General features: G+C 32.4%; 23 protein-coding genes. 9 read left to right on the top strand and 14 right to left on the bottom strand.

Annotated elements, in window-relative coordinates; genetic code table 11:
• Window positions 1-3: 3 nt before the first annotated feature.
• The 8 genes from B5X64_RS11725 to B5X64_RS11690 form a co-directional block, all read right to left on the bottom strand.
• On the bottom strand, window positions 4-642 hold the full coding sequence (locus tag B5X64_RS11725; protein WP_123920731.1) for a hypothetical protein: 639 nt from the start codon (window positions 640-642) through the stop codon (window positions 4-6).
• A 157-nt stretch (window positions 643-799) separates the two neighbouring features.
• On the bottom strand, window positions 800-1,345 hold the full coding sequence (locus B5X64_RS11720; RefSeq protein WP_123920730.1) for a hypothetical protein: 546 nt from the start codon (window positions 1,343-1,345) through the stop codon (window positions 800-802).
• Window positions 1,346-1,730: 385 nt separating this feature from the next.
• Window positions 1,731-1,991 carry a hypothetical protein gene (locus tag B5X64_RS11715; RefSeq protein WP_079465423.1) on the bottom strand — a complete coding sequence of 87 codons (261 nt, stop codon included), beginning with the start codon at window positions 1,989-1,991 and terminating at the stop codon, window positions 1,731-1,733.
• Between the two features lie 658 nt (window positions 1,992-2,649).
• A complete protein-coding gene (bioA, locus tag B5X64_RS11710) occupies window positions 2,650-3,915 on the bottom strand; it encodes an adenosylmethionine--8-amino-7-oxononanoate transaminase (protein ID WP_079465422.1) in 1,266 nt (421 codons plus the stop codon).
• Between the two features lie 26 nt (window positions 3,916-3,941).
• Window positions 3,942-4,958: a biotin synthase BioB gene (gene bioB / locus B5X64_RS11705; RefSeq protein ID WP_079465421.1), complete on the bottom strand. Its 1,017-nt coding sequence runs from the start codon at window positions 4,956-4,958 to the stop codon at window positions 3,942-3,944.
• Window positions 4,955-5,563 carry a dethiobiotin synthase gene (bioD, locus tag B5X64_RS11700; protein WP_079465420.1) on the bottom strand — a complete coding sequence of 203 codons (609 nt, stop codon included), beginning with the start codon at window positions 5,561-5,563 and terminating at the stop codon, window positions 4,955-4,957. The genes bioB and bioD overlap by 4 nt, the downstream gene beginning before the upstream one ends.
• Window positions 5,564-6,673: an aminotransferase class I/II-fold pyridoxal phosphate-dependent enzyme gene (locus B5X64_RS11695; protein WP_079465419.1), complete on the bottom strand. Its 1,110-nt coding sequence runs from the start codon at window positions 6,671-6,673 to the stop codon at window positions 5,564-5,566.
• Complete coding sequence (locus tag B5X64_RS11690) at window positions 6,666-7,289, bottom strand: hypothetical protein (RefSeq protein ID WP_079465418.1); 624 nt, start codon at window positions 7,287-7,289, stop codon at window positions 6,666-6,668. The genes B5X64_RS11695 and B5X64_RS11690 overlap by 8 nt, the downstream gene beginning before the upstream one ends.
• 65 nt (window positions 7,290-7,354) lie before the next feature.
• On the opposite strand from B5X64_RS11690, the gene B5X64_RS11685 reads away from it, so the two are divergent.
• Window positions 7,355-8,836, top strand: coding sequence for an aminotransferase-like domain-containing protein (locus B5X64_RS11685; protein WP_079465417.1), 1,482 nt, complete (start codon window positions 7,355-7,357; stop codon window positions 8,834-8,836).
• Window positions 8,837-8,843: 7 nt separating this feature from the next.
• Here the strand turns inward: B5X64_RS11685 and B5X64_RS11680 are convergent, their stop codons facing one another.
• The 5 genes from B5X64_RS11680 to B5X64_RS11660 form a co-directional block, all read right to left on the bottom strand.
• Complete coding sequence (locus tag B5X64_RS11680) at window positions 8,844-10,142, bottom strand: TolC family protein (protein WP_079465416.1); 1,299 nt, start codon at window positions 10,140-10,142, stop codon at window positions 8,844-8,846.
• A gap of 85 nt (window positions 10,143-10,227) precedes the next feature.
• Entirely contained in the window at window positions 10,228-12,642 is a 2,415-nt protein-coding gene (locus B5X64_RS11675; RefSeq protein ID WP_079465450.1) for an ABC transporter permease, read from the bottom strand.
• Window positions 12,643-12,735: 93 nt separating this feature from the next.
• Window positions 12,736-13,458, bottom strand: a complete 723-nt coding sequence (locus tag B5X64_RS11670; RefSeq protein ID WP_079465415.1) for an ABC transporter ATP-binding protein — start codon at window positions 13,456-13,458, stop codon at window positions 12,736-12,738.
• Window positions 13,459-13,480: 22 nt separating this feature from the next.
• Window positions 13,481-14,872, bottom strand: a complete 1,392-nt coding sequence (locus B5X64_RS11665; RefSeq protein WP_228418893.1) for a DUF4932 domain-containing protein — start codon at window positions 14,870-14,872, stop codon at window positions 13,481-13,483.
• Window positions 14,873-14,903: 31 nt separating this feature from the next.
• Window positions 14,904-16,145: an efflux RND transporter periplasmic adaptor subunit gene (locus B5X64_RS11660; protein WP_079465413.1), complete on the bottom strand. Its 1,242-nt coding sequence runs from the start codon at window positions 16,143-16,145 to the stop codon at window positions 14,904-14,906.
• 176 nt (window positions 16,146-16,321) lie between these two features.
• On the opposite strand from B5X64_RS11660, the gene B5X64_RS11655 reads away from it, so the two are divergent.
• The 8 genes from B5X64_RS11655 (at window position 16,322) to ade (ending at window position 24,987) form a co-directional block, all read left to right on the top strand.
• Complete coding sequence (locus B5X64_RS11655) at window positions 16,322-17,362, top strand: PDDEXK nuclease domain-containing protein (RefSeq protein WP_079465412.1); 1,041 nt, start codon at window positions 16,322-16,324, stop codon at window positions 17,360-17,362.
• A gap of 16 nt (window positions 17,363-17,378) precedes the next feature.
• Window positions 17,379-18,722 (top strand): sigma-54-dependent transcriptional regulator, encoded by a 1,344-nt coding sequence (locus B5X64_RS11650; protein WP_079465411.1) that lies wholly within the window; start codon window positions 17,379-17,381, stop codon window positions 18,720-18,722.
• A gap of 150 nt (window positions 18,723-18,872) precedes the next feature.
• The gene (locus tag B5X64_RS11645; protein WP_079465410.1) at window positions 18,873-20,189 is read left to right on the top strand and encodes a sensor histidine kinase; all 1,317 of its coding nucleotides are present in this window, start codon (window positions 18,873-18,875) and stop codon (window positions 20,187-20,189) included.
• A gap of 693 nt (window positions 20,190-20,882) precedes the next feature.
• A complete protein-coding gene (locus tag B5X64_RS11640) occupies window positions 20,883-21,467 on the top strand; it encodes a hypothetical protein (RefSeq protein WP_228418891.1) in 585 nt (194 codons plus the stop codon).
• A gap of 84 nt (window positions 21,468-21,551) precedes the next feature.
• On the top strand, window positions 21,552-22,259 hold the full coding sequence (locus B5X64_RS11635; RefSeq protein ID WP_079465409.1) for an ABC transporter ATP-binding protein: 708 nt from the start codon (window positions 21,552-21,554) through the stop codon (window positions 22,257-22,259).
• Between the two features lie 26 nt (window positions 22,260-22,285).
• The gene (locus B5X64_RS11630; RefSeq protein ID WP_079465408.1) at window positions 22,286-22,792 is read left to right on the top strand and encodes a hypothetical protein; all 507 of its coding nucleotides are present in this window, start codon (window positions 22,286-22,288) and stop codon (window positions 22,790-22,792) included.
• 69 nt (window positions 22,793-22,861) lie between these two features.
• Entirely contained in the window at window positions 22,862-23,296 is a 435-nt protein-coding gene (locus B5X64_RS11625) for a hypothetical protein (RefSeq protein WP_079465407.1), read from the top strand.
• A gap of 65 nt (window positions 23,297-23,361) precedes the next feature.
• A complete protein-coding gene (gene ade, locus B5X64_RS11620; RefSeq protein ID WP_079465406.1) occupies window positions 23,362-24,987 on the top strand; it encodes an adenine deaminase in 1,626 nt (541 codons plus the stop codon).
• Window positions 24,988-25,084: 97 nt separating this feature from the next.
• Here the strand turns inward: ade and B5X64_RS11615 are convergent, their stop codons facing one another.
• Window positions 25,085-25,876, bottom strand: a complete 792-nt coding sequence (locus tag B5X64_RS11615; RefSeq protein ID WP_079465448.1) for a patatin-like phospholipase family protein — start codon at window positions 25,874-25,876, stop codon at window positions 25,085-25,087.
• Window positions 25,877-25,940: the final 64 nt, after the last annotated feature.

The raw sequence follows: 25,940 nt of genomic DNA, 5'->3' as shown, positions 1-25,940 counted from the left end.
TATTTAGTTTTTTTCGATTAAAGTATAATGTTGTACTTGGTCGTTAATATCTTTGAATTCTATCATAATATTATTTCCCTTTGTTGTAAACCCTTCAAGCGAAAATTCTAATTTATTTACCCCATTTTTAAGGAGAACTTTATCTTTATTAAGTCTTCCTGATAGTGACGTGCCAACCCCTGCAGTAGTAAAACCATGATGGTAATCTGCGGATGCATTGTCATAAGAGCTGTAAACTGCATTTACCGTTACAGTGATGCCCTCCGTAGATTGCCCTTCTTTAATTTTCTTTGAGAATTGAATGGAAGAAAAATCGAATACCATCTTTAACGGGCTTACTTTAATCGTAACTTTTGAAGGATATTGATCATGATCACATGATGATTTAGAATCGTCATTATGCTTTTCGTGAATATATATACTATAGTTTCCAGGCTTGCTAAATACTTCATTAATATTCCCCAAACCGGAGCTCAAAACATCCCCAGCATCGTTTTTTATATCCCAACCTGTATAGGTATCTAATGAATAAGAAAATGGTAAACCGTAACTTAGAGTAACACTTTCTTCTCTTTTATTATTTGTATTTTCATTATGCTGAGCAAATACTGAACTTACACTCAAAAAGAGCATTAGTATCATTGATTTGCAAAAAGCTAAAGATGAAATTTGTTTGATCATTTTTTAATTTTTATTTATACTTTTTAATCTCGATTATAAATCATAACTAAGTAGAACACAGAAATATATTATGTAATATTTCTGTACTTTTTAATCTTATCAAATTAGAATCATTGTTTTAAGAATATCTAGCCCATACTTGTGGTGGAGGCCTTATTCGAAAAGATTTAAATAAATAATCGCAAAAACGAGCATTATAACTATATTGACTTAAAATAAAAGTGCAAAATAAAGTACTAAGCCCCAATAGAAACATGAATAAAACGAGAGCCTTTCCAGAAAAACTATAATTTACTAACGTAAAAACCTCATTCTCTTCAATTTTTCCAGTATGAAAAGATTCATTAGAGTTTTTATAAAAAAAGTCTACATTGATTTTCTTTACATAATTTACTTTTTTATACGACTTAGTATTTTTCTGATTGACAATCTGTGTTTTAGTTGTTTTTACTTTAGGTAGTTCCCCTTCTTTAATAATTGTGGCATTCAAAACGGCATTATTATCAACTAATACAGCTCCTTTTGATACATAAATTAAAGGTATAACCTCTCTCTTCTCAGCGAGTTCTTCATATATTATCGAATCACCCTGCACAACTATTCCACCCTCATGAATAGGAGCGGGAAACGCCCATGAACTTAAAAACAACAGAAGGAAAAACATATTCTTATTTGTGTAAAAAAACATACGTTTATCAAATAAAAATACGGGTCTCTTTCTCTTCAAAATCCTATTAAGATTAAGTTCAAGCGACGTTTGTAAGAAATACAAAAGTTTAGAAAAAAACATTAATATATTACAAATAAATGATTAAAAAACTCAACTAATTTACTTTGTAAAAGTTTTTAACATATTGTATATTAACTAATTTGGCGTTTTTATAAAATATAAATAGATATAGCCTTCTTTGTGAAAAATATTTAATCTATAGTGATGAAATATTATTTTATTGCTTTTGAAAAATTAACTTTTGAGATTGCTTATGAATTAGGCTTTAAACACATGCAATATTTTCTCAAATCTATTTTTGAATTTTTTTTTTATTCGTCTAACCTACACTCAGTGCAGTAGAATTTTCTGAAACTCCGATTTCAAATTCAGTTATTTCATAATGAAGCTTCAAAGTATCGTAATCAATCGGTCTATTAAGTAGTTTGTCATTCTTACAAAGAATATGCTTGTAATAAATCTCAGCTAAACCGGCAGATTGCAATTCGTTCGTAGAAAATCTGGTGAGAGATTCTAAAATCGTCATGAACATACCGTAATAGCAATCTTCGACATTGAGAATTTTGTTGTTGATAATCATTTCGAAAATTGTTGTTACAAACCTGTTTTCTTAATCCGTAAGAAACTTTTTATACCATTGAAAAGTAAAAGAGTAATGTACCGTAGTTTTATCCGGCAACTTTATAAGTTTGCAGTTTTTTTTATAGTTATACACAGTTATTTAGTTTGGTACCCCAAAAATATCAAATTAAATTAGAAGGTCACTCAGTATTTTCACCTAATGGTGTATAAGATACTTTATTTATACTAATTACAAATAACAATTAACATGAGTGTAAATTTGACAATGCTATTTATTTAATTTAGAAGTATTTTTAATAATTAAAATAATAAGACTCACAATATGTATTTTTATCAAACTTATCAACATGCCTATTTAAAGCTAAGCTTAAACAATTAACTCGATTTTGAGACTCGCTTTTTTCAATTAAATTTTGAGCTCTATTTTAGATCTCTTGTTCAAAATTTACAAATTACAATAAAATCCTACTCCATTTTATATCTGAAAACTTTCATGAGTTTCATAAATTGATACTAAAAATCGATATCCATCTTTTGATATTTATTCCAAAAAACATCCTTTCATATTCAGAAAAAAACAAAAAAACCGACATCTGAAAATCTTTCATTCAGATGTCGGTTTATAATTTAATAAATACTAATGATTAAAACATATTTTAAAAACTGCTTAGTGCTTCTAAAATATTTTCATAAATGAAATTTAATTCTTCTGAACTGATACAGTAAGGCGGAACCAGATACATCACATTTCCCAATGGACGCATGACAATTCCACGTGACAGAAACTCATCATATAACTTTTTTCCTATCTCGTTAAAATAAGAAGTTTTATGATCATTTTTAATTTCCCAGGCTAAAATAGTCCCGGTTTGTCGTACGTTTTCAACTTTCGGATGTTCTCTTAAAACTTTTGAAAAACGAAAATGTTGTTCCGAAATTCGCTGAATACTTTGTTGAGTTTCGTCATTTAATAAAAGCTCAATACTTGCCAAAGCTGCAGTACAAGCTAACGGATTTGCTGTAAAAGAATGCCCATGAAATAATGTTTTATATTTATCATCCGACAAAAAAGCATTGTAAATCTCGTTTGAACAAGTTGTAATTCCCATAGGCATCGTTCCACCTGTCAAACCTTTAGAAAAACACATAATGTCTGGCTTTTCTAAGAGATAATTAGCTGCAAATAGCTTTCCTGTTCTTCCAAAACCAGTAAAAACCTCATCCTGAATCATCAAAATTCCATTTGCTCTGCAGAATTTCATTAAGTTATCCAAATCTTCAGCATGGTACATCAGCATTCCTGCAGCTCCCTGAATGAGCGGTTCGTAAATGAAGCAAACGACTTCATCCTGATACGTTGAAATTTGGGCTTTGAGATCTTCAATATTTTCAGAAGTAGGAGTATCAATAAAAATGACTTCAAACAGCATTTCTCCGAAAGGTTTCGTCCAAACACTTCTTCCGCTCACCGACATCGCTCCGAAAGTATCACCATGATAAGCGTTTTTAAATGCTAAAATTTTTGTCTTTTCTTTTCCCTGATTGTAAGCATGTTGAATGCACATTTTCAAAGCAACTTCTACTGCCGTCGATCCGTTATCAGAATAGAAAACTTTCTGCTGGTTTTGAGGAAGAAGTTTTAGTAAATTTTCAGAAAGCTGTATCGCTGGCTCATGGGTAAAACCTGCAAAAATAACCTGCTCTAAAGTATTCAACTGTTCAGAAACCCGTTGTGCAATGTAAGGATGCGCATGACCGTGAAGCGTAACCCACCATGAAGAAACCGCATCGATATACTTATTTCCTTTATCATCAAAAAGGTAAACTCCTTTTCCTTTAACGATCGGGATAGCATCATCTGCAGTTTTCATTTGAGTGTAAGGATGCCAATTGACGGCTCTGTCTCGCTCTTGTAAATTCATAAATTATAGAAGTTAGAGATTAGAAACTAGAAGTTAGCCTTCCAGGTTTCAAATTGATCAATTACTTTTTCAGCTTGCCTTTTCATCGGTTTCAATCCTAAAGTCTGCAGCATTTGCATATCTTCAGAAACTCCCGGATTTGGAGTCACCAATAAAGTTTCTCTTTCACCTGTAAAAATTGAGTTTGCTCCTGCTATAAAGCACCATCCTTGTTCAAATTCTGTCATTTCAATTCTTCCTGCGCTCAAACGAACCATTGATGAAGGCATTACAATTCTTGCGGTAGCAATCATTCTTACCATTTCCCAAGTATCAGTTTTTTCGTTATTTTCAAGAGGAGTTCCTGCAACTCTTGCAAGGGCATTAATCGGAACAGATTCAGGATGTTTCGGCATCGTTGCCAATGTCAACAGCATTGAAATTCTGTCTGCATGAGTTTCGCCCAAACCGATAATTCCGCCTGAACAAACTGTAATTCCAGCTTTTCTGACGTTGTTGATGGTATTTATTCTATTATCAAAAGTTCTTGTGGAAATAATTTCTTCATAATACTGTTCCGAAGTATCCAAATTGTGATTATAAGCATACAAACCAGCCTGTTCAAGACGAACAGCCTGTTCTTCTGTCAACATTCCGAGCGTACAGCACACTTCAAGTCCGAGTTCATTCACTCCTTTCACCATGTCGATAACGCGGTCAAAATCACGGTTGTTTCGCACTTCTCGCCACGCTGCAGCCATACAGAAACGGGAAGAACCGTTGTCTTTTGCTTTTTGGGCATGTTCGATTACTTTTTCAGTTGGTAATAAAGCCTGAACTTTAATATTGGTGTGATAACGTGCAGCCTGTCCGCAATATGAACAATCTTCTACGCAACCGCCTGTTTTTATTGATAAAAGAGTTGACATCTGCACCTCTTCCGGATTGTGCCATTCTCTGTGAACAGTTGCTGCTTTATAAATCAATTCAAGGAGGGGAAGATTGTAGATTTCTTCAATTTCTTCTTTTGTCCAATTATTTCTCAATTTTACTTTATCTTTCATATTTTTTCTAATTGTTTTGTAATACGTTCTATGTTTTCTTTTGTTATGTTTTCTATTTCCGGAATTCTTATAATTTTGGTTTCCTCCTGAATATTTTCACAGATTATTCTTTCTGTATCTGCTGGGAAACTTCCATTTAAAATCAGATATTCCAACTTGATGTTTTTTTGCTCTAAAGCCATCAGCGACAACAAAGTATGATTGATGCATCCTAAATAATTTCTGACCACCAAAGCAACGGAAAGGTTTAGTTTTTCAATTAAATCGATAATAAATTCATCATAAGAAATTGGAACCATTAATCCTCCTGCTCCTTCTACAATTAAATTATTTTGAGTTTCAGGAAGTGTAAAATCATTACTGTTAATTAAAACTCCTTCTTCCAAAGCCGACTGATGAGGTGATGCTGCGAGTTTTAATCTATATCTTTCAGGATGAATGATTACATTTTCACCTACCCTTTCTTTAATTTTCATACTGTCTGAAAAATGTAAATCTCCAGACTGAATGGGTTTCCAGTAATCGGCTTTAAAGTATTTTGTGAGGATTGATGAACAAACAGTTTTTCCGACTTCGGTTCCGATGCCGGTTACAAATAATTTCATTTAAATAAATCTTTTAATAATTTCACTAAGTGTTACAATTTCTTCTTCTGTATTGAAGCTATGAAGGCAAATTCTCAGTCTTTCTGTTCCTTGTTTTACAGTCGGACTAAAAACAGCATAGGTTAAAAATCCCTCACTCAATAAAGTATCCTGCAAATCTTTCAACCGATGATTATCCGAAACTAAAACTGCCTGAATCGGACTGTTTTCAGAAGACGGCGTTTTTATATTTTGCTGATGAAAAACTTTGATGTTTTGCTGTAAACTGGAAGATGTATTTTTGTTTGCTTTTAAAAACTCATATCCAGTTCTTATACTTCTCCACTGAACATCCTGAGCGGCGGTTGTGTAAATAAAAGGAGATGCAAAATTCACAAGATAAGATTTGATAATCTCATCACATAAAATCGCTGCACCATGTGAACCGAGCGCTTTTCCGTAAGTAATTACCGTTGCCAAAACCGACGTTTGTAATTGATATTTTCCAACTAATCCATATCCGAAAACGCCAAAAGAATGTGCTTCGTCTACAATTAGAAAAGCATTGTATTTTTTAGCAATTTCTGCAATTTCACGAATTGGCGCAAAATCTCCATCCATTGAGTACAGACTCTCTATTGCAACGTAACAATTTCCTTTTTGTCTTTTTAAAATCTGTTCTAAATCAACAATATCATTATGCTTAAATTTTAATTTTCTTGCATGCGACATTTTACAGGCATCATGTACCGAACGGTGAATTTTTTCATCAACAATAATCGTATCATGACGGTTCGGAAGCGTAGAAAACAGAGCTAAATTGGCATTATACCCAGAAGAAAAAAGTAATGCAGATTCATTTTGATGTTCTTTAGAAATAAATTTTTCTGTTTCGATGACTTCCTTACTGTTTCCGCTAATCAATCTAGAACCGGTACTTCCTGAAAGCAAATGAGGATGATCATTAATCTGTTTTAACAATAAATTTTGTAATTCTTTATTTCTTGCCAATCCCAAATAATCATTAGAATAAAAATCGACACCTGCAGATTTGGGTTTTAATATTCTTAAAGTCTGATTTGCTTTTCTTTTATCCAGAGCTTCCTGAAAATAATGAAAATGATTAAGCATAATCAGGTTTCATCACTTCCTCAGTTATCGCATTAACCCAATCGATGTGCAAATCTTTTTCAATTTCTATAATTTTTTCTGCGTGTGGTTTCCAGTTTTCAGAAAACTCATCCAGCTGATTAATCATTTCTTCCAAATGTCCCTCTTCTTCCAATATAATAGATTTCACCATCACTTTTGAATTAGTTTTGGTAAGAACTTCCTGATATACAGGATATAATTCATCAGCACGAACTTCAATTGCATACGTCACGAAAAGATAAGCCGCATATTTTAATTCTTCTTTTGTTAAATCGAAATGTGCATGAAGATATTTACAAGCTTTCACATCCAAAGCATGAAGATATTGTCGCGTTGCAATCGGTGCTAAAAGCTCGTTACTTTCATAAGTTCTACACCATTCAGCATTGATTTTCCCAATCTGCTTTTTGAGATAATATGCGTGTCGATGTTCTTCACAAGCATGTTTAAGCTGAATTAAATTTACTTTTGTAGGATGTTCGCAAGCAGAAATTTTTCTCGCTCCTGCATTCTCCATAAAAGAGAGTGTATTGAGCCATTTTGAATGAGCTTTATTATTGTTTACGATCTTATCAATAAGGTTATAAAATTCCATTTGTTTTTATTTTGTTTCAAAAGTAGTATATTACCGGATGGTTAGATAGTGCCAGTTTTAACATTATGAATAGTCCGGTTGAGTTTCCTTATGAAAGTTTTATTTTAATCAATAGAAGTTCAGAGATTTCTATTTACATGCAGATCTCCAATCAATTGATCAATGCAATACAAAGAGGATTTTTACCATTTGGCATAAAACTTCCGGGAACAAGGGCTTTAAGCATTATTTTGAATGTTCATAGAAATACAATTGTTGCTGCTTATGAAGAATTGTTTGCACAAGGCTGGGTTGAAAGCCTTCCCAATAAAGGAACTTTTGTCATCGGGAAAAATCAGGAAAAACCATTTCAAATTAAAGATTTTGAGAAAAACAACCTTGAACACTATCCAAAATCCACCGGTTTTTCATTTAAAACTTCAAATATTTTAGATAATCCGTTTGAATATTCTAATTGTGAATATATTTTCAATGACGGCGTTCCTGATATTCGATTAACTCAAATTGACCAGCATTCCCGAATTTACAGTTCTATTTTAAAAAGAAAAGCCCATAAAATAGGACAATACAATCAGGATGGAAGTGAATTTTTCAAAAAAAACCTTTCGCAGTTTTTAAATCTATCACGAGGTTTACCTATTTCAAAAAATAACCTTTTGATCACGCGAAGTACAGAAATGAGTATTTATATTGTTTCTGAAATTTTACTTTCGGCAGGAGATGTTGTTTTGGTGGGAGAACTAAGTTATTTCTCAGTCAATATGATTTTTCAAAAAGCCGGAGTAAAAATTCAGCCTATTTCGATTGATGAGGAAGGAATTAATGTAGAAGAAGTGAGAGAAGCATGTAAAAAACAGAAAATAAGAATGCTTTACCTTACGCCGCATCACCACTATCCTACTACCGTCACTTTGAGCGCTAAAAGAAGGTTGGAGTTACTCAATCTTGCGAATGAATTTGGTTTTATCATTTTGGAGGATGATTACGATTATGATTTTCATTATGATAAAAGTCCTATTCTCCCTTTAGCAAGTGCAGACACCAACGGAATGGTTATTTATATCGGATCTTTTGGGAAATCTTTGGTTCCCGGTTTCCGAACAGGATTCATTGTTGCACCGGAAAATCTGATGATTGAAATGCGAAAATATTTAGGAATTATAGACCGGCAAGGCGACGTTCTGATGGAACACGTTTTGGGAGAAATGATCGCTGAAGGAGAAATCAACCGGTATTTAAAAAAATCATTAAAAACCTATCAGGAAAGAAGAGATTATTTCGTCTCTCTTTTAGAACAAAACTTAGGAGAATACATCGATTTTCAAAAACCTTCAGGAGGTTTGGCGGTGTGGATGAAGTGGAAAATCCCCGTAAATCTAATGCAACTCAGTAGAAACTGTGCCCAAAACAATCTTTTCATTCCCAAAACCCTGCTTTATCAGAACAAAAATCTTACAGCAATGCGGTTGGGTTTTGGAAATTTAAATCTGACAGAAATGGACAAAAGCATTGAAATTTTATCTGAAAACATCAAATTATTATCCTGATTTTTTTTTAAAATTCAGACTTCAGAATTTTCAATAATTCTACTTGTTGATTGACATCATTTTTGCTGCTTATTAAATTATAATTCGCCTGAAGCCAATTATTTCTTACCACAAAAAACGTATAAGCATCCATTAAACCTTCTTTATATTTTTCTTCAGATTTTTGAAAAGACAATTTTTGGTTTTCAAAATTCAATTCCAAAAGGCTGTATTTTTCCTGCGCATTCAGAAACTGAGCTTTTATGGAATTAATCGACTTTGTTAAATCATTAATGATTAAATCTTTGCTGTAGTTGGAATTAATCACATTTAATTTTGCTATTTCTACGTTATTTTTGATTTGAAATTTATTAAAAATCGGAATATTCAAACCAAAAGAAATTGACTGATTTTTATTCTGGCTAAACTGATTAGAAAAACTGGTGTTGGAAAGAGCATTGCTGCCTAAAGATTTATTGTAAAAAGTAGACCAACTGTAGTTTCCATTAAGTGTTGGCAAATAGGCAGATTTTTCAATATCTATATTTTTTTCCTGTGCGCTGATCTCTGCAATCACAGTTTTATAAGCAGGATTATTTTCTATCAATTTATTGGTAAAATCAGCGGTATTAAAATCTTCCTGAGCTAAAGATCCATTGTCATCCATCACAAAATCTATAGAATCTTGTGTTATATTCAGTGCATTCAGAAGGTTTATTTTTGCCAGATCACGTTGGTTTTTTGCCGAAACCCATTGTTCCTGCAAAGTTCCCAAGTTGGCTTTGATATCATAAACATCACTTTTTGAACGGCTTCCTATTTCCACTTCTTTTTCGGTACGCTTGATCTGCTCTTCAATCCCTGCAATCTGCGTTTCTAAAACCTCCAACCAGCTTTTACTGTTTTGATACGTGAAAAAATTCTGAATTACATTAAACTTCACTTCATTCTGAGCTTGTTTAAGCCTATAGGTACTCGCATTTTTATTGAGTTTTGACAATGAAATATTCAAATAATTCCTCCAATTAAACAATTCAATATTTGCCTGAGCAATCACCTGATCATATTGCATATTAAGCGTCTCTCTCTGATTACTCGACTGATTGATTGATGAGCCTAAACTATAGCTGTGATTTACACCCGCATTCACAGATGGAAGCAATATCCCTTTTGAAGCAGCAATTTGTCGGTCATTTTTCTGAATATTGACAGTTGCCTGTTTTACCAGCGGATGATTTATCGAAGCGTAATCTAGACATTCTTTAAGCGTCCAACTCTGTTGGGCCGGGAAAACATTTATTATAAAAATGAAGAATAGTTTTTTCATAATTGGTTCTTAGTTATTAGGTGATAGGTGATGGTCTTATTGATAAAATTTCTATCAACTAAAAACCAACAACTATCAACCAATTTTATTCGTATTTCAGATATTTTACAAGATTCACTTTTGTGGCTTGATACGCCTTAATACTCACCACTGCGAAAGTTAAAATCAATAATAAAATCATACTCAGAATGAATGGTAAAACCGGCATATCAATTCGGTAGGCAAAATCTTTCAGCCACTCATTCATCAGATAATAACTGATCGGAATGCTTACAAGAACCGCTATAAAAGTAATCCAGAGAAATTGTTTCGTTAACCCTACGATCAAAGTTCCGTCTGATGCACCTAACGTTTTTTTGATCGCTACATCTTTTAATTTTTGCTCGATCATTAATGAAGACAAGGCGAATAATCCTAATAATGCTACCATCAAAACCATTGCATTCAGAATCGTGAAAAGGGTTTGCTGTTTCTGATACGTTTCAAAGGTTTTTGCAAATTGCTTATCAATAAAATAAGAGTTGAATGGGTAACCCTGTTCTACATTATTTTGCCAATAAGTTTTCAATCTTTTTACAGTTCCATCGATATCGTCTGCTTTTAATTTTAATTGAATATTACCTACATTATATCGTTTCCAAGTAGTTTCTCGGTAATGGAAAAATATCATAGGCTCTACTTCGCTCTTCAAGCTTCTGATGTTGAAATCTTTTGTAATTCCTACAATATGATAAGGTTTATTATCAAATCCCGGTCTGACTTCTCTTTTCATTGCCTGCTCATCTGTCCAGCCGAACTTTCTTAAAAAAGCTTCATTTACCAAGGCATTATTAATAGTATCTGAGGACAATTTTGGATCAAGCCAACGTCCTTTAAGCAATTTAACCCCCATAAACTGAGGATAATTATAATCCATCGAACCGTGACGAGCCTGAATACTTGTATTCAGATAATCCATATTAGAACTGCTCTGACTATTGGTTCCGGGAGGCGCTTCTGCAAAAGAGATACTTTCTACACCAGGAATTTTTGCCATTTCCGTTCTCAGTCTTTCATATTTCAGCCACGGCTTTCCGTTGTTATCTTCATTAAAATTGATTTGAAAAATTTGCTTTCCATTGAAACCTAAATCTTTGTTCATCATATGTTTTACCTGCTGATTGACAATCAATCCGCCGATAATGAAAAAGGATGAAATAATCAATTGTAAAGTCAAAATTCCGTTTCTTAACCAAACGCCGTTTTTACTTCTTGCAAAGTTTCCTTTCAACGTTTCTATCGCTTTGAAATTGGATAAATATAAAGCCGGTATAAGCCCGGAAACCACAGTAACCAAAGCTACCATCAAGAATGAATAGAAGTAAACGCGCCAATCGCTCATCACAATTTCTTTGTTGTAAAACTTGTTGAGACTTGGCAAAAGAAGCTCTGTTAAAGCCAAAGACAAAAGATACGAAGCAAAACAGATCAAAAAAGTTTCCATTAAAAATTGAAGCACAAGACTAGATTTTGTACTTCCAATCGCTTTTCTCACTCCGATTTCTTTTGCTCTTTGAGAAGCTTGAGCTGTTTTTAGATTGATAAAATTGATGGCTGATAAAATCACAATTAAAACTGACAGTGTAAACAAAATCATTAGTGATTTGAAATCGGGTTTCCCGAACCAAGTAGATTCTGAATGCAGTTTTATTTTATCAAGTGGCGTAAGCAATGAGTCAGTCGGTCCATAAGTATCAATAAATTGCTGAGGTGTTATTCCTGCACCTTTAGAGTTTATTTTTGCACGCAGCATAATGATATCAAGAAATTTTTTCTCAAAACTTCTCGGGTCTGCATTTTTTTTCAACAAGAAAAAGCACCCGTAATTGAAATTTCCCCAAGATTCTTTATCGTTTTTCAGCTGTTCTGCTGGTTTGAAAATAAAATCCGGTTTTATCTGGCTGTTTCCTTTTGGTAACTCATAAACCGCTGTAACGATGTAATCTGTTTTATTAATTTTAATCGTTTCGCCCGCAACTTCAGTTTTACCAAAAAGATTTTTTGCCACAACATTAGAAATAGCAATATTGTTATCATTTTTAAAAACATCATTATAGCTTCCAGCCACCAATTTGAATGGAAACAGGTTGAAAAAATTCTCCGACGCAGCAAGCCCACCTTCCTGATAAGCTGTCTTGTTTTTTGTGGTCATCTTATAAGCGATATCAGAACCGCTCATCAAAACATAATCCTGAACTTCAGAGATTCGCTTCAATGCATTTTCAGCTAAAGGTATCGAAATAGCACCACCATAAATATTATCTTTTTTGTAATACGTCTGAAAATAATAAATATTATCTTTCTTTGGGTTCCATTTTTCGAAAGATTCTTCGTCATTCCAATGCATCAGAATGAGCATAAATCCGGTAAGTCCAACAGTCAATCCAAACAAGTTGATTATTGTGGAAAGCCAATTTTTTTTATAATTGATGAAGGCAATTTTGAGCCAGTTTTGTAGCATAATTGTTGATTTTGGGTTGATTGTTGTTAGTTGATTGTTGTTAGTTTTGAGAATTCCCATCAGCTAACAACCGACAACTATCAGCTAAACTTTTTACGCGAAGTTTTTTGCATCTGCTTTTTCAAAAACATCTTTTCTTTGGGAAGAATGTTCTTCAGAGAAAATCTCACCGTCTTTCATATTCACGATTCTAGATGCATAACCTGCGTCGTAAGAAGAGTGCGTTACCATCGCAATTGTAGAGCCTTCTCTGTGAAGTTCTGCTAAAAGATTCATCACTTCATTTCCGTTGGAGCTGTCTAGATTTCCTGTTGGTTCATCGGCAAGAATCAGTTTTGGTTTTGTAACCAAGGCTCTTGCAACGGCAGCTCTTTGTTGCTGACCTCCTGAAAGTTGTTGTGGATAATGTTTTGCTCTGTGCGCAATATTGATTTTCTCCATAATTTCCTCTACACGCTTTTTTCTTTCCGAGGAAGAAACTCCATTGTAAATTAAAGGCAATTCGATATTTTCATAAACCGTTAATTCATCGATCAGATTAAAATTTTGGAAGATAAAACCAATATTTTTCTTTCTGATCTCTGATTTTTTCTTTTCAGAAGTTCCGATTGTCTCAGTAGATTCAAATTGATAAGAACCGGCAGAAGCGCTGTCTAAAAGTCCAAGAATATTTAGAAAGGTCGATTTTCCACAACCTGAAGGTCCCATTATCGCTACAAATTCTCCTTCTTTGATGTTTAAACTTACATTATTAAGCGCATTGGTTTGTACATCTTCTGTTTTATATGTTTTAGAAAGGTTTTGAATATTTATCATTTTAAATTAGTTTTATTTTTAATTATTTCGTTTTAAATTTTATCACGGTTTCCTTTAGAGGATAACCTTCTTTAGATTTAAACTTATTCCCGCTCAATACAAATTCATATTCTGTATTAGGTTTCATATCTGTCAAGAGTTTTACTCCTTTATGGTCATTTACAAAACCTTCCATTTTTTTAAGCGGAAAATGCTCTTTTCCAGAATCTCCAATGCTTATAGAAACACTTTCTGCCATTTCTCTGTCAAAATTAATTGTGATTTCCTTAATCGAAGGATCTACATCATTTTTGTTCCATATATCGGGCGAAAGAGACAATACTTTAGGTTGTTTTAGTTTGTAATCGTTGATAATATTTTTCATTTTTGGAGCCAGCTGATTATAGAAAGAAATAATCTCAGGATAAAAACTTTCTAGTGTCGGATATTGTTTCCTGTTGCTATCATATTTCCCTAACAATTCCACCAAATCTTTTATCCATAAAAATTTTCTTTTTTCCTGAATGGAAATTTCTTCATTGATCTCTTTTTGCGAATATTTATTATCCATCATATAACGAACGACAGAAGCCCTTACCAAACTTTCATTAATCATGATTTCCCAATTGGTATATGCTTGAGATTCCATGTCTTCTTTCACCAATTCATAAATAATCTTGGCCGAATTTTCTAATTTGGACTTGTTATCGCCCATCTCTAAAATATAATTGATAAATGAATGGTTGAACTCGTGAATCAGTAAAGGCTGAAACTCATTTTTATCAAATATTGCGTTTCCATCCTTATCAAAAGATGACATTCCAACTACTGCATTTACAGTTTCTTTTTGTTTTTCGGGATGAGTTTTAATTCCATAATTTCCACCACCGTTTCCGTCACCTAAAATAATGTTGTAGTCTTCACTGGCTTTTTTACCATAAAATTTAGAATACCAATCTTGATTAAAATCAGACAAAATAGTTGCTTGATATACGTTTTCTCCTTTTTTATAATCTGCTGAATGATTGTTAAAAAACTGCTGAAAATTTGTGGTTTTATAAAATTGATTTAACAAAGAAACAAACTGATTTTTATCTACTTTTTCCCATCTTTTATCTAAAGAATTTTCTTTTTCTTTAATCAAACTGAATTTTTTATTTTTAAAAGATAAATGAAGTGCCATCGACATTACAGCATCATATCCCAACCCGTTTTTGTTTCTATTTTCCTTAATAAATTCAATAATTTCTGAATTTTTATAAGGCTCAAAATAAGTATTAATATCTGCCACATATTTTTTATTGTCATCCTGACTATACTCTTCAGCTCCTGCCAATCGAAAAACAATGCTTACAATTTCTACTCTTTCATCTACTTTAGGAGTTAATTTTTCCTGCGAAAAGTTTAAAATTGAAACTAAAAGAATACTTAACATCCAAAGTTTTTTAATCCAAATCATGCTTATTTTATTTTTTTATATCTAATATTTCATATTTCTTCAATTCAGAATAGTCTGAAGTGATCACGGTTTCTCCTGTTTTCAATCCTGAAACCACTTCGTAATACATCGGATTTTCTCTTCCAAGACTGATGTTTCTTTTTACAGCTTTGTTGCCTTTCACTACAAAGATCCATTTTCCGTTGGTATCTTTATAGAAATTTCCTTTTGGAATCATTAGACTTTGGGTATCTCCAGATAATTTCAGTTTTACTCCGAAGGTCATTCCTATTTTTAAATTTTCAGGTTTCACATCAGTGAAGTTAAGTTCTACAGAAAACTGTCCGTCTTTTACTTCCGGCAGAATTTTAGCGATGATAACTTCATATTCTTTTCCATTATTGTCCAGGCTTCCTTTAATCCCGACTTGAAGCTTGTTGATGTAATATTCATCTACTTTCGCAATCAATTTGTAACCGCCCATCAAGTCTATTTTCCCGATGCTTTCTCCACTTGTCAAATTTTGTCCGAGAGAAATATTGAATGAAGATAACCTTCCGGAAACCGGCGCCATAATTAGGAAATTATTTTTATTAGAACGCAGAATATTTAAGCTTTTATCCATTTGATTGATTGAATTATTGATCGCTGCAAACTGAGAGTTTCTCGATGTTTTTTCATTGGCACTTCCTTTTTCAACGATTTGTTTTCTTAGTTTCTGATAGTTCAGATTTTGTGAAGCCATATCATAATCGGTTTTTTTTCCGATTTCCGCATCATATAATCTTTTCTGAAGATTATAAGTCTGCAAAGCCGTATTATAATCGTTCTGAGATTGCAATAATTCTTTATCCTGATTGAATTCCTGGTTTTTCAGCTCTAAAAGTGAACTTCTCATTTGGCTGATTTGCTGCATAATTCCGGTTTCCTGATTCAAATAATTAAATTCTGTATTCGGATTATAAACTCTTGCAATCGGCTGACCTTTCATCAGCATTTGCCCGTCTTCGGCAAAAATTTCTTTTACAGCACCACCTTCCAAAACATTCACCATAGAAGAATTAAGAGACTGCGTTTGCGCTGTTACCATCAACATATCTTCGAATTTTCCGTTGGTCACCTCATCAATTGTAATATCTTCTGATTTTACATTATATGTTTTTTTCTGATTAAGAAAGTACCATCCAAAAACAGAAACTGCCAAAGCAGAAGCAATGATGATTAATATTAATTTTAGTTTAGATTTCTTTTTTACTATTTTCGTATCCATATTTAGATAACTGTTTTACTTATAGCTAATTACACAATACAAAGACCAGAGATTTACAATCTTATAACTTCCTGTAAATGTGATTAAATATATTTTAATTAATTTTAAGACTGTTCATTATCGGACACTTTTTGTGCGAAAATGAACAGTTTATCATGAACGGTTGATAAAAAACTATGGCAAAAAAAATTAAAAACACAGAATCTCTTGATAATCAAATAGTATTTCCCAATGAAAAATTATTTATAGATTTATCAAAATTGATAGAACAAAGCCGCCATCAGGTGGCAATGCAGGCTAACAGCACGCTTACCATTTTGTTTTGGCAGGTTGGAAAACGAATTAATGATGACATATTGCAAAACCAACGTGCAGAATATGGAAAACAAATTTTACCGACATTGTCGGCACAATTGGAAAAACTCTATGGACGCAACTTTTCTGAAAGAAACGTAAGGCGTATGATGCAGTTTGCCGAACAATTTAAAGATTTACAAATTGTGTCGCCACTGGCTACACAATTAAGTTGGTCACATTTTATAGAATTATTGCCTCTAAAAAATTACCAAGCTAAATTATTTTATGCCCAATTGTCTATTGAAGGTAAATTTGGAAAACGTGAACTCAGAAAACAAATCGCTCACAAAGCATTCGAAAGAACCGAAATTGCCAATATTCAGGTAACACAAAACGACAATTTTCCTATCAATACATTTAAGGATCCTTATTTACTGGATTTCCTTGGACTGCAAAACGGCTATCTTGAAAAAGACATTGAAACAGCAATTCTCCACGAATTAGAAAAATTCATTTTAGAATTGGGAAAAGGGTTTGCATTTGTAGAACGTCAAAAAAGAATGATTATAGATGGAGAAGATTTTTATCTGGACTTATTATTTTATCATCGTTCGTTAAAAAGATTGGTTGCTATAGAACTAAAACTTGGAAAATTTCACGCAAAATATAAAGGGCAAATGGAATTATACCTTAAATGGCTTGATAAAAACGAAAGGCACGAAGGCGAAGAAACGCCAATCGGACTCATATTATGTGCCGAAACCAGCAAAGAACAGGTAGAACTTTTAGAAATGCATAAAGACGGAATTATGGTCGCCGAATATTGGACAGAATTGCCATCAAAAAAAGAACTGGAAAGAAAACTACATACTGCTCTAATAGAAGCAAAAGAACGTTTTGAACGCAAGAAATTGCTTTAATTTTATAACTTAAAAAATGCGAAAAAAAGAAGCTCATATTTTAATTGTGGATGATGACGAGGATATTTTATTTTCAGCAAGAGTCTGGCTCAAGAAATTTTTTACGGAAGTAAGCTGTCTCAGTCAACCAAAAAACATTTTAAAATTTTTGTCTGAACATCAGGTTGATGCCGTTCTTCTCGATATGAATTTCAGAAAAGGTTTTGAAAGCGGAAAAGACGGATTATATTGGATGCAGGAAATTAAGACCTTAGAACCGCAGCTTCCAATCATTCTGATGACCGCTTATGGTGAAGTAGAATTAGCTGTAGAAGCTTTGAAAAACGGCGCTTCCGATTTTATTCTTAAACCTTGGAATAATGAAAAATTGTACGCCTCCGTTAATTTGGCAGTTGATATTTCCCGAAAGAATAAAAAACTGAACCAATGGGAAAATGTCAGCATCAAGACCAATCAATATCAGCTGGGTACGCAATCTTTTGCAATGCAGGAAGTGATGGATCAAATCACTAGAGTTGCACCAACCGATGCTAATATTTTACTTTTAGGAGAAAATGGAACCGGAAAATACGTCCTCGCAGAATACATCCACGAACTATCCGAAAGAAAAAATCAGCCATTTGTGCACATTGATTTGGGAAGTCTTTCAGAAAGTTTGTTTGAAGCTGAATTGTTTGGTTACAAAAAAGGAGCCTTTACAGATGCCAATCAGGATTATTCCGGGAAGATTGAAAATGCTCAAAACGGAACGGTTTTTCTAGACGAAATTGGAAATCTTCCACTTCATCTTCAAACTAAATTATTAAGTTTGATTCAGAACCGAAAATTGTCAAGACTTGGTGAAAGTAAAGAAAGATTATTAGATGTAAGATTTATTTTTGCAACCAACGAAAATCTTAAAAAAGCAGTTTCAGAAAACAGATTCAGAAAAGATTTGTATTACAGGATCAATACCGTTGAATTACAAATTCCGAGTCTGAGAGAAAGATTAGAAGACATTCCGACTTTAGCTAATTATTTTTTGGAAAAATACAAACAGAAATATCATAAATCTGATTTAGCTTTGAATGAAATTTTAATTTCAGAATTAATAAATTATTCCTGGCCGGGAAATATCCGGGAACTCGATCATTGTATTGAGCGAAGCGTGATCCTTTCCAACGAGAAAAATCTAAAACTGCTGATGCCACAAGATGAAGACTCGGAAAACTCTATCGTTAATCTCAACATCGAAGAAATGGAAGGAATTCTCATTAAAAAAGCATTAAAAAAACACCGTGGAAATATTTCTCTTGCTGCAGAAGATTTGGGATTATCAAGAGCTGCGCTGTACAGAAGAATGGAAAAATTTGAGTTGTAAATTGGCAATTAAGTTGCTAGTTTTTGGTTGATAGAATTTAAACACTTCGACTTTGCTCAGTGCAACAACTTTAATGTTATTCTGAGAATTCCGAAGGAACGATTTAACAAAGGATAGGATAAAATCTTATCAGTGAACATTGAAAAAACAATGAAAAAACAACAGTTTTTTTTGTTACTATTTATTCTGCTCGCAATTGTCAGCGGAATTTTTGCCTTTGATTTTTATTTACAAAACAGGTGGATTAATTGCTTTCTGTTTTCTTCAATCAGTTTAGTTTGTATTTTTTTGGCGCAGACTTCAGCTTTGTCTTATATTCAGAAAACAGAAAAAATGCTTTTGGCAATTCAGAAAAAAGATTTCTCACTATTTCCTGAAACCGATGAAAATAGCCTGGTTGAAAATGCTGTAAAACTATATTATCAAAGCAAAGAAGAGCATCTTTCTCATTCTTCTTACAAGCTTTTGTATGAAGAAATATTAAATCAGCTGGAAATTGGTTTAATGATTCTTTCCAAAAAAAATAATGAATGGGAAGTTTTTTATGTAAACCCTGTTTTTCTGGAAATTCTGGAAATTCCAAAGTATAATTATTGGAATCTTTACGAAAATAAAACGCAAAATTTTTATAACATTATTGAACAAACACAATATGAAAACTCGCAAGAGTTTTTTGATATTTCTATTAATGAAAATACAAAACAGTCATTTTCTCTTAGAACCAAGAAAGTTCAAAATGTAAAAAATCGCTTCTGCATCATCAGCTTAGAATCTGTTCAGAAAATTATTGAGCAAAAGGAAAAACTGGCCTGGAACAATCTGATGAAAGTCATTTCTCACGAATTACTTAACACTTTAACACCAGTCAACAGCCTGATTCAAAATCTGGAATATATTGCTAATCAAGACGTCATTGAAAAAGAAGATCAACAGGATATGCAAGAAAGCCTGATGATCATCAACAACAAATCGAAGCAACTTCTGAATTTTGTAGACGATTACAGACAAGTTGCAGAGTTGCCGAAGCCGGTTTTCAAAACTATTTCGTTAACTCATATTGTAGAATCTGCACTTAATTTTCTGAAACCAGAATTTGAAAAAAATAATATTACCATCATCAATTCATTAGAGAACCAAACCATCTTTGCAGACCAAAAAATGATTGAAAGATGCCTCATCAATCTTTACCTCAATGCTATCTACGCAGTTGCTGATAATTCAGAAAAAATTATAAAAACAGAAATAAAAACTCTAAATAAACGTATTCTTTTGAGTGTAGAAGACAATGGAATCGGAATCCCAAACGAAATTAAAGATAAAATTTTCCTTCCGTTTTTCACTACAAGAATCAGCGGTTCAGGAATTGGCTTGACGCTGAGCAAAAGTATTATCGAAGCTCATAAAGGTTACTTAAATTATAAACCGATGGAAAAAGGAAGCCGGTTTGAAATTTGGTTTTTAAACTAAAAATCTTGTTAAATCGGTTAAAAAATACGATTATTTTTATGAATAAATCAGATTTTAATTTTATTAAAAATTTATTGAAAATGGTATTTTTTTTGCTTTTCTTTATTTAAAAGGATAATTAGCAAGAAATTTTCAAGAATTAAATGGATTAAAAAAACTTGTTAAATACACATATTCATCCTCTTATTATTTGTATAATTTATTATTTCCATTTAAAATAGTTTGCTGCTTGATGAGTAATTTTTTTACAAACATTTATGATTAAATAGTTTATTTTTTATTTAATATTAAATTTTAATTAATTTTTTACACAGAAACAAAAACACATAAAACACTGTAATTAAATATATTAAAACTAAAAACCGATAAATAAACCTTATTTACACTTGAAAAACTAAAATTAAAAAACATCAGTCTATTTTTTAGAAAACTTAAATAAAACTCTTGTATAATGAACTAAAAAACTAATTTATCAACTACAATACGTCATTGACGAAAAATAAAAAACTACTAATAACCAAAAACAAACTTAAATTTCAAACTCATTTTCTTTTGTGATACATTACGATTTGCATAATAACTCGTTATAAGCAAATTAAAAAAAAACATTATTTTTGCTTTATAAAAAAAATAGTGTTTATAATTCTATCTGTAAAGTAGCATTACTAACCAAAATATTAAACTTACAATAGCATGAAAAAAATAATTTTACTCCTCACTTTGTTCTCTGGAATATCCGTATTTTCACAAATAAAGGTTCTTAAAAATGAAACATTAATAGAAGTCGGAAAAGATAATTCTGTTGGCTTATATAAAAAGGATAACAAATTCACTTTTAATTATCAGGATATCAATACCAGTAATCTTAATACTTTCAGATCATTTTCATTTAATGATATGAATGGTGACGTACAAGAGCTTTACAAAATGATTACTGATGGTTTTATTGATCAGCCGACTGGAAACATTTCTTTAGAACTTCCCAACGACATTATTGAGCTGCAGTATGAGAAAAACTACGGTCAACCCACCGTTCAGATTATTCAGTACATCAATAAGAATAAAAAATATGTAGGAAAATCTCAGTTTTTAAACAAAAAACAGATTGATAAAATCTTTGGTATCGGAACTCCCAAAGCAGCACTTTATAAAAGAGTCGTAAAACAGACTCCGGTAAATCCTGTAAATAATACCGTACAAAACTCGGTAAATAGCACACAAAATTATACAGCGCCGGTAACAAAAACGCCGGTAAAACCTACGAAAAAAAGAAAATAAATTTCGTTTTTCACAATATATATTAACTCATTCTTCCCGAATGAGTTTTTTATTTCTATTTTTGTGAAAATATCTCATTGTATTATGTCGCTTCAGGTAATTAATCTAACAAAGAAATTTGGTGAGCAGACTGCTCTCAATAACATCAACATCAACATTGATAAAAGTGAAATCATCGGTCTTTTGGGTCCTAACGGAGCCGGAAAATCTACTTTGATGAAATCTATTGTCGGCGCATTGAAAATTGATGAAGGTGAAATTATCTTTAACGGGAAAAATATTACAGAACACGAAATTGAAAGCAAAAAAAATATAGGATTTCTTCCCGAAAACAATCCGCTTTACCTGGAAATGTATGTAAAAGAATATCTGCAGTTTGTAGCGAATATTCATAAAATTTCTGAAGCAAGAGTAGATGAGGTAATAGAATTGGTTGGAATTACACCCGAAAAATCTAAAAAAATTGGTCAGCTTTCTAAAGGTTACAAACAGAGAGTTGGTTTGGCACAGGCAATTATTCATCAACCTGATTTATTGATTTTAGATGAACCTACAAACGGTTTAGATCCCAATCAGATTCTTGAGATTAGAAATGTTGTAAAAGAAATTGGTAAAGAAAAAACTGTTTTACTTTCTACACACATTATGCAGGAAGTTGAAGCACTTTGTACAAGAGTGATTCTTATTCATCAGGGAAATATTATTCAAGATTGTAATATTAATGAGTTTAAAGGGAAATTTGAGAGTTTAGAAGATGCTTTTGCGAGTTATACACAGGTAGAAAAAATTTAATTTTTACTTAAATTCATTAGACTGTTTTGAAAAAAAACTCTATTATTTTAAATAGTATTTTATTTGGTTCATTACTCTTAAATCTTGCTAATTTAAAATTCTTTGAGCAAACTCTTATCAGAATTGAATACCTTGTAGTGTTTTATTTGATTGGATTTCTAATCTATTTTCTTAGTAAAAAGAAGCTTTCAACGATCAGTAATTGGAATAATTTTAATAATATATTTTTTTGTGTAGTTGTTGTCGGTACCAATCTAACAGCACTTTGCTTGGGACTCAATCTACTTTTTACCAGCCAAAAAACAAAGGTAGAATCATTTCCAATTGTAAGAAAAACCAGTATTCCTGGAGGAAAATATAATAGAAGTAAAAGGACTCCGGTAATTATTTTCGAAACCAAATTTAACGATACAAAAAGACTTACGTTTACTATTGATTATAAGAAGCAGATTGAGAAATCAAATATGATAGAATTGCAATTATCAGAAGGGCTATTCGGATTTGAAATAATTAGAAGTACCAAACTCAAATAATTTAAAATATAAAGCTTTTCTTTATTGGCTTTAAATTTGATTCCCATCTTATAATTAAAACAAATCAACATGATTAAAAAATTATTATTGGGAACTTTATGCATTGCTCAGTATTCTCTGATTTCTGCACATGATTTAAATCCCACTCCAAAAAAAGATAATGGAACCGCTTATTTTCAAAATGTTCCGAAAACGGTTATTATTAAGACCAAAAAATTTAAGGTAAGAATCGACAAACAACCGAATGGCAATTACCTGTATCAATCTTGGGGCGCCAATACAAAAATTACCGCTAAACCGAGTATGATCATCAGTAATGGCGAGCTAATTCCTGATGGATCGGGTGGAAATTATTATTTTGAATTTAACAATAACGGAACACTGTATCAGGTTTGGAGAAACTACCTAACCGCTTCAGCAAAAAAAGCTCCTTATACATTAGTTGTCATCGATGGAAACGGCGAAACTTTGGTAAGACAGGATGCGCAAATAGTTAAAAATTAATTTTAAATACAATCTAAAAATAATTCCTAATTTCACAATTAGGAATTGTTTATTTAAATCAACCCATGGAATTTACGGTAAAAGCAAATTTAATCGATGTAGTCTCTAAAGATATTTATCCGGCAGAAGTTATTATTTCAAACAAAAAAATAGCTTCGATAAAAAGAATTGAAGAATCTTTAGACACCTACATTCTACCCGGCTTTATCGATGCTCACGTACATATTGAAAGCAGTATGCTCGTACCGTCAGAATTTGCACGAATTGCTGTAAAACACGGTACTGTAGGTACAATTTCAGATCCGCATGAGATTGCCAACGTTTTGGGAATTGCAGGTGTAGATTATATGATCGACAATGCTCGACAGGTTCCCTTTCATTTTTATTTTGGAGCTCCTTCGTGTGTTCCTGCTACAAATTTTGAAACGGCGGGAGCAGTAATAAATTCTAATGATATTGACGAATTATTGAGCAGAAAAGAAATTGTTTATTTGGCTGAAATGATGAATTTTCCCGGCGTCATTTACAAAGATGAAGAAGTTTTAAAGAAAATTGCTTTCGCTAAAAAACACAACAGACCTATCGATGGGCACGCTCCCGGATTGATAGGCGAAACCATGAAAAATTATTTCGATGCCGGAATATCTACAGATCATGAGTGTTTTGGTTATGAGGAAGCCCTTGAAAAATTAAAACATTGGGTGAAAATTATGATAAGAGAAGGAAGTGCTGCAAAAAATTTCGACACATTAATTCCTTTGTTGGAAGATTTCCCGGAGCAGATCATGTTTTGCTGTGATGACAAACATCCTGATAATTTGATTGAGTCTCATCTCAATGATCATGTAAAACGGGCATTGAAAGAAGGTCATGATCTATACAACGTTCTTCGTGCAGCTTCTTACAATGTAATTCATCATTACAATTTACCCATCGGTTTATTGCAAATTGGGGATAACGCAGATTTTATTGAAATTGATAATACTGAAGATTTTAATATTTTAAAAACTTATATCAGCGGAGATTTGGTTGCAGAAAACAACACCTCATTCATTCAACCTATTAAATCTGAAATTATTAATAATTTTCATTGTAACGTAAAACAAGCTTCTGATTTTAAGATTAAAAGTGAAGGTGAAAAAATCCGCATCATAGAAACTTTAGACGGGCAACTCATCACTCATGAAATCCATGCAAACACATTAAATATCAATGGATATGCTGAATCAAATACAGGTGAAGATATTCTGAAAATTGCTGTAGTGAATCGCTACAACGACGCTCCGGTAGCCGTTGCATTTATTAAAAATTTCGGATTAAAAGATGGAGCTATCGCATCATGTGTCGCTCATGACTGCCATAATATCGTTGTTGTCGGAACGAATGATAATGATATCTGTAAAGCCGTAAATGCTATTATTAAAGCTAAAGGAGGTATTTCTCTGGCAACGAAAACTGAAGAAATGGTTTTGGAGCTGCCCATTGCTGGAATCATGACCAATCTTCCTGCTGAACAGGTTGCTGAATCTTATATAAAATTAGACAGACGTGCGAAAGAATTAGGAAGCAAACTGAGGGCTCCCTACATGAGCTTATCTTTCATGGCCCTTTTAGTAATCCCAGAATTGAAACTCAGTGATAAAGGATTATTTAATGGTAAGAGTTTCGAGTTTACAGATGTTTTTATTTAAAATAGTTGATAGTTGATAGTTGATAGTTGATAGTTGATAGTTGATAGTGTAAAATTAAATCTTTTAGTAGGTAATCAGTTATTCTTAAAACATATATTTAATTTTTGATTCTGAGAAAATAATTGCTTTTCGCAAAGCTTTCTTGGGCTGCACGATAACCAATATTGAATATTTGCTCTAAACGGTCTTTTCTTCGTTCAAAAGTTCCGTAGCTTGATAAATCCTGAGAAGAAATCAGCCAGTCGCAATGCTCAAATTTCACTTTTTCAATGCGATATGAAAGCAAGTCATACGATCTGGAAACAATTGCTTTTATGGTCTTTAAATCACTGATTTTAATATCGTGAGGCGGCGAAACAAACACACCAATCAGCTTATCACACTCATCACGGATAATATCTGCCGGAAAATTATTCAAAACACCTCCATCACAGTACATTTCATCTCCTAAAATATAAGGGGTTGTAATTCCGGGAATTGAGCATGAGGCAATGATGGCATCAGTTATTAAAAAGTCATTATCAAAAATTTTCTCAGTTCCGCCAACCAATTCAGTCGCAACAATTTTCACTTCTTTATTAAGATCACCAATCTTCATATCATTGAAAATTGGTTTCAGATACGTATTAAAAATCACTGAAGAAACTAAACCCGGCTGATTAAAGGTAAAATGTTTCCAATTAAAAAAATATATCGATTGAAAGAAATCTAAAATCTCTTCAGGCTTTTTACCGATTGCATACAGACATCCAACAATAGAGCCTGCGCTGCAACAAGCCAGAATATCCACATCAATATTTTGTTCATTCAAAAATTTCAATACTCCAGCATGAGCGATTCCTTTGGTACCGCCGCCTGATAAAACCAATCCTGTTTTTTCAAAATTCATTAAATAAATGTAAGAAAACATTTAAACATAATATTTAAAGAGGCTAAATATTTTGTTAATTATT

This window comes from Chryseobacterium balustinum, from assembly GCF_900168205.1.
In the GTDB taxonomy this organism is placed as follows: domain Bacteria; phylum Bacteroidota; class Bacteroidia; order Flavobacteriales; family Weeksellaceae; genus Chryseobacterium; species Chryseobacterium balustinum.
Note: the sequence above shows the minus strand (reverse complement) of the source record. Positions and strands in the feature narration are given on the sequence as shown.

Bases quoted from the DNA above. Each gene is read 5' to 3' on its own strand.
- B5X64_RS11675 (WP_079465450.1), bottom strand. From the start codon at position 12,642: ATGCTACAAAACTGGCTCAAAATTGCCTTCATCAATTATAAAAAAAAT.
- bioB (WP_079465421.1), bottom strand. From the start codon at position 4,958: ATGAAAGATAAAGTAAAATTGAGAAATAATTGGACAAAAGAAGAAATT.
- B5X64_RS11690 (WP_079465418.1), bottom strand. From the start codon at position 7,289: ATGGAATTTTATAACCTTATTGATAAGATCGTAAACAATAATAAAGCT.
- B5X64_RS11615 (WP_079465448.1), bottom strand. From the start codon at position 25,876: ATGAATTTTGAAAAAACAGGATTGGTTTTATCAGGCGGCGGTACCAAA.
- B5X64_RS11715 (WP_079465423.1), bottom strand. From the start codon at position 1,991: ATGATTATCAACAACAAAATTCTCAATGTCGAAGATTGCTATTACGGT.
- B5X64_RS11645 (WP_079465410.1), top strand. From the start codon at position 18,873: ATGAAAAAACAACAGTTTTTTTTGTTACTATTTATTCTGCTCGCAATT.
- B5X64_RS11685 (WP_079465417.1), top strand. From the start codon at position 7,355: ATGAATAGTCCGGTTGAGTTTCCTTATGAAAGTTTTATTTTAATCAAT.
- B5X64_RS11635 (WP_079465409.1), top strand. From the start codon at position 21,552: ATGTCGCTTCAGGTAATTAATCTAACAAAGAAATTTGGTGAGCAGACT.
- B5X64_RS11625 (WP_079465407.1), top strand. From the start codon at position 22,862: ATGATTAAAAAATTATTATTGGGAACTTTATGCATTGCTCAGTATTCT.
- B5X64_RS11655 (WP_079465412.1), top strand. From the start codon at position 16,322: ATGGCAAAAAAAATTAAAAACACAGAATCTCTTGATAATCAAATAGTA.
- bioA (WP_079465422.1), bottom strand. From the start codon at position 3,915: ATGAATTTACAAGAGCGAGACAGAGCCGTCAATTGGCATCCTTACACT.
- B5X64_RS11640 (WP_228418891.1), top strand. From the start codon at position 20,883: ATGAAAAAAATAATTTTACTCCTCACTTTGTTCTCTGGAATATCCGTA.
- B5X64_RS11695 (WP_079465419.1), bottom strand. From the start codon at position 6,673: ATGCTTAATCATTTTCATTATTTTCAGGAAGCTCTGGATAAAAGAAAA.
- B5X64_RS11650 (WP_079465411.1), top strand. From the start codon at position 17,379: ATGCGAAAAAAAGAAGCTCATATTTTAATTGTGGATGATGACGAGGAT.
- B5X64_RS11660 (WP_079465413.1), bottom strand. From the start codon at position 16,145: ATGGATACGAAAATAGTAAAAAAGAAATCTAAACTAAAATTAATATTA.
- B5X64_RS11665 (WP_228418893.1), bottom strand. From the start codon at position 14,872: ATGTTAAGTATTCTTTTAGTTTCAATTTTAAACTTTTCGCAGGAAAAA.
- B5X64_RS11725 (WP_123920731.1), bottom strand. From the start codon at position 642: ATGATACTAATGCTCTTTTTGAGTGTAAGTTCAGTATTTGCTCAGCAT.
- B5X64_RS11670 (WP_079465415.1), bottom strand. From the start codon at position 13,458: ATGATAAATATTCAAAACCTTTCTAAAACATATAAAACAGAAGATGTA.
- B5X64_RS11680 (WP_079465416.1), bottom strand. From the start codon at position 10,142: ATGAAAAAACTATTCTTCATTTTTATAATAAATGTTTTCCCGGCCCAA.
- bioD (WP_079465420.1), bottom strand. From the start codon at position 5,563: ATGAAATTATTTGTAACCGGCATCGGAACCGAAGTCGGAAAAACTGTT.
- B5X64_RS11720 (WP_123920730.1), bottom strand. From the start codon at position 1,345: ATGTTTTTCCTTCTGTTGTTTTTAAGTTCATGGGCGTTTCCCGCTCCT.
- ade (WP_079465406.1), top strand. From the start codon at position 23,362: ATGGAATTTACGGTAAAAGCAAATTTAATCGATGTAGTCTCTAAAGAT.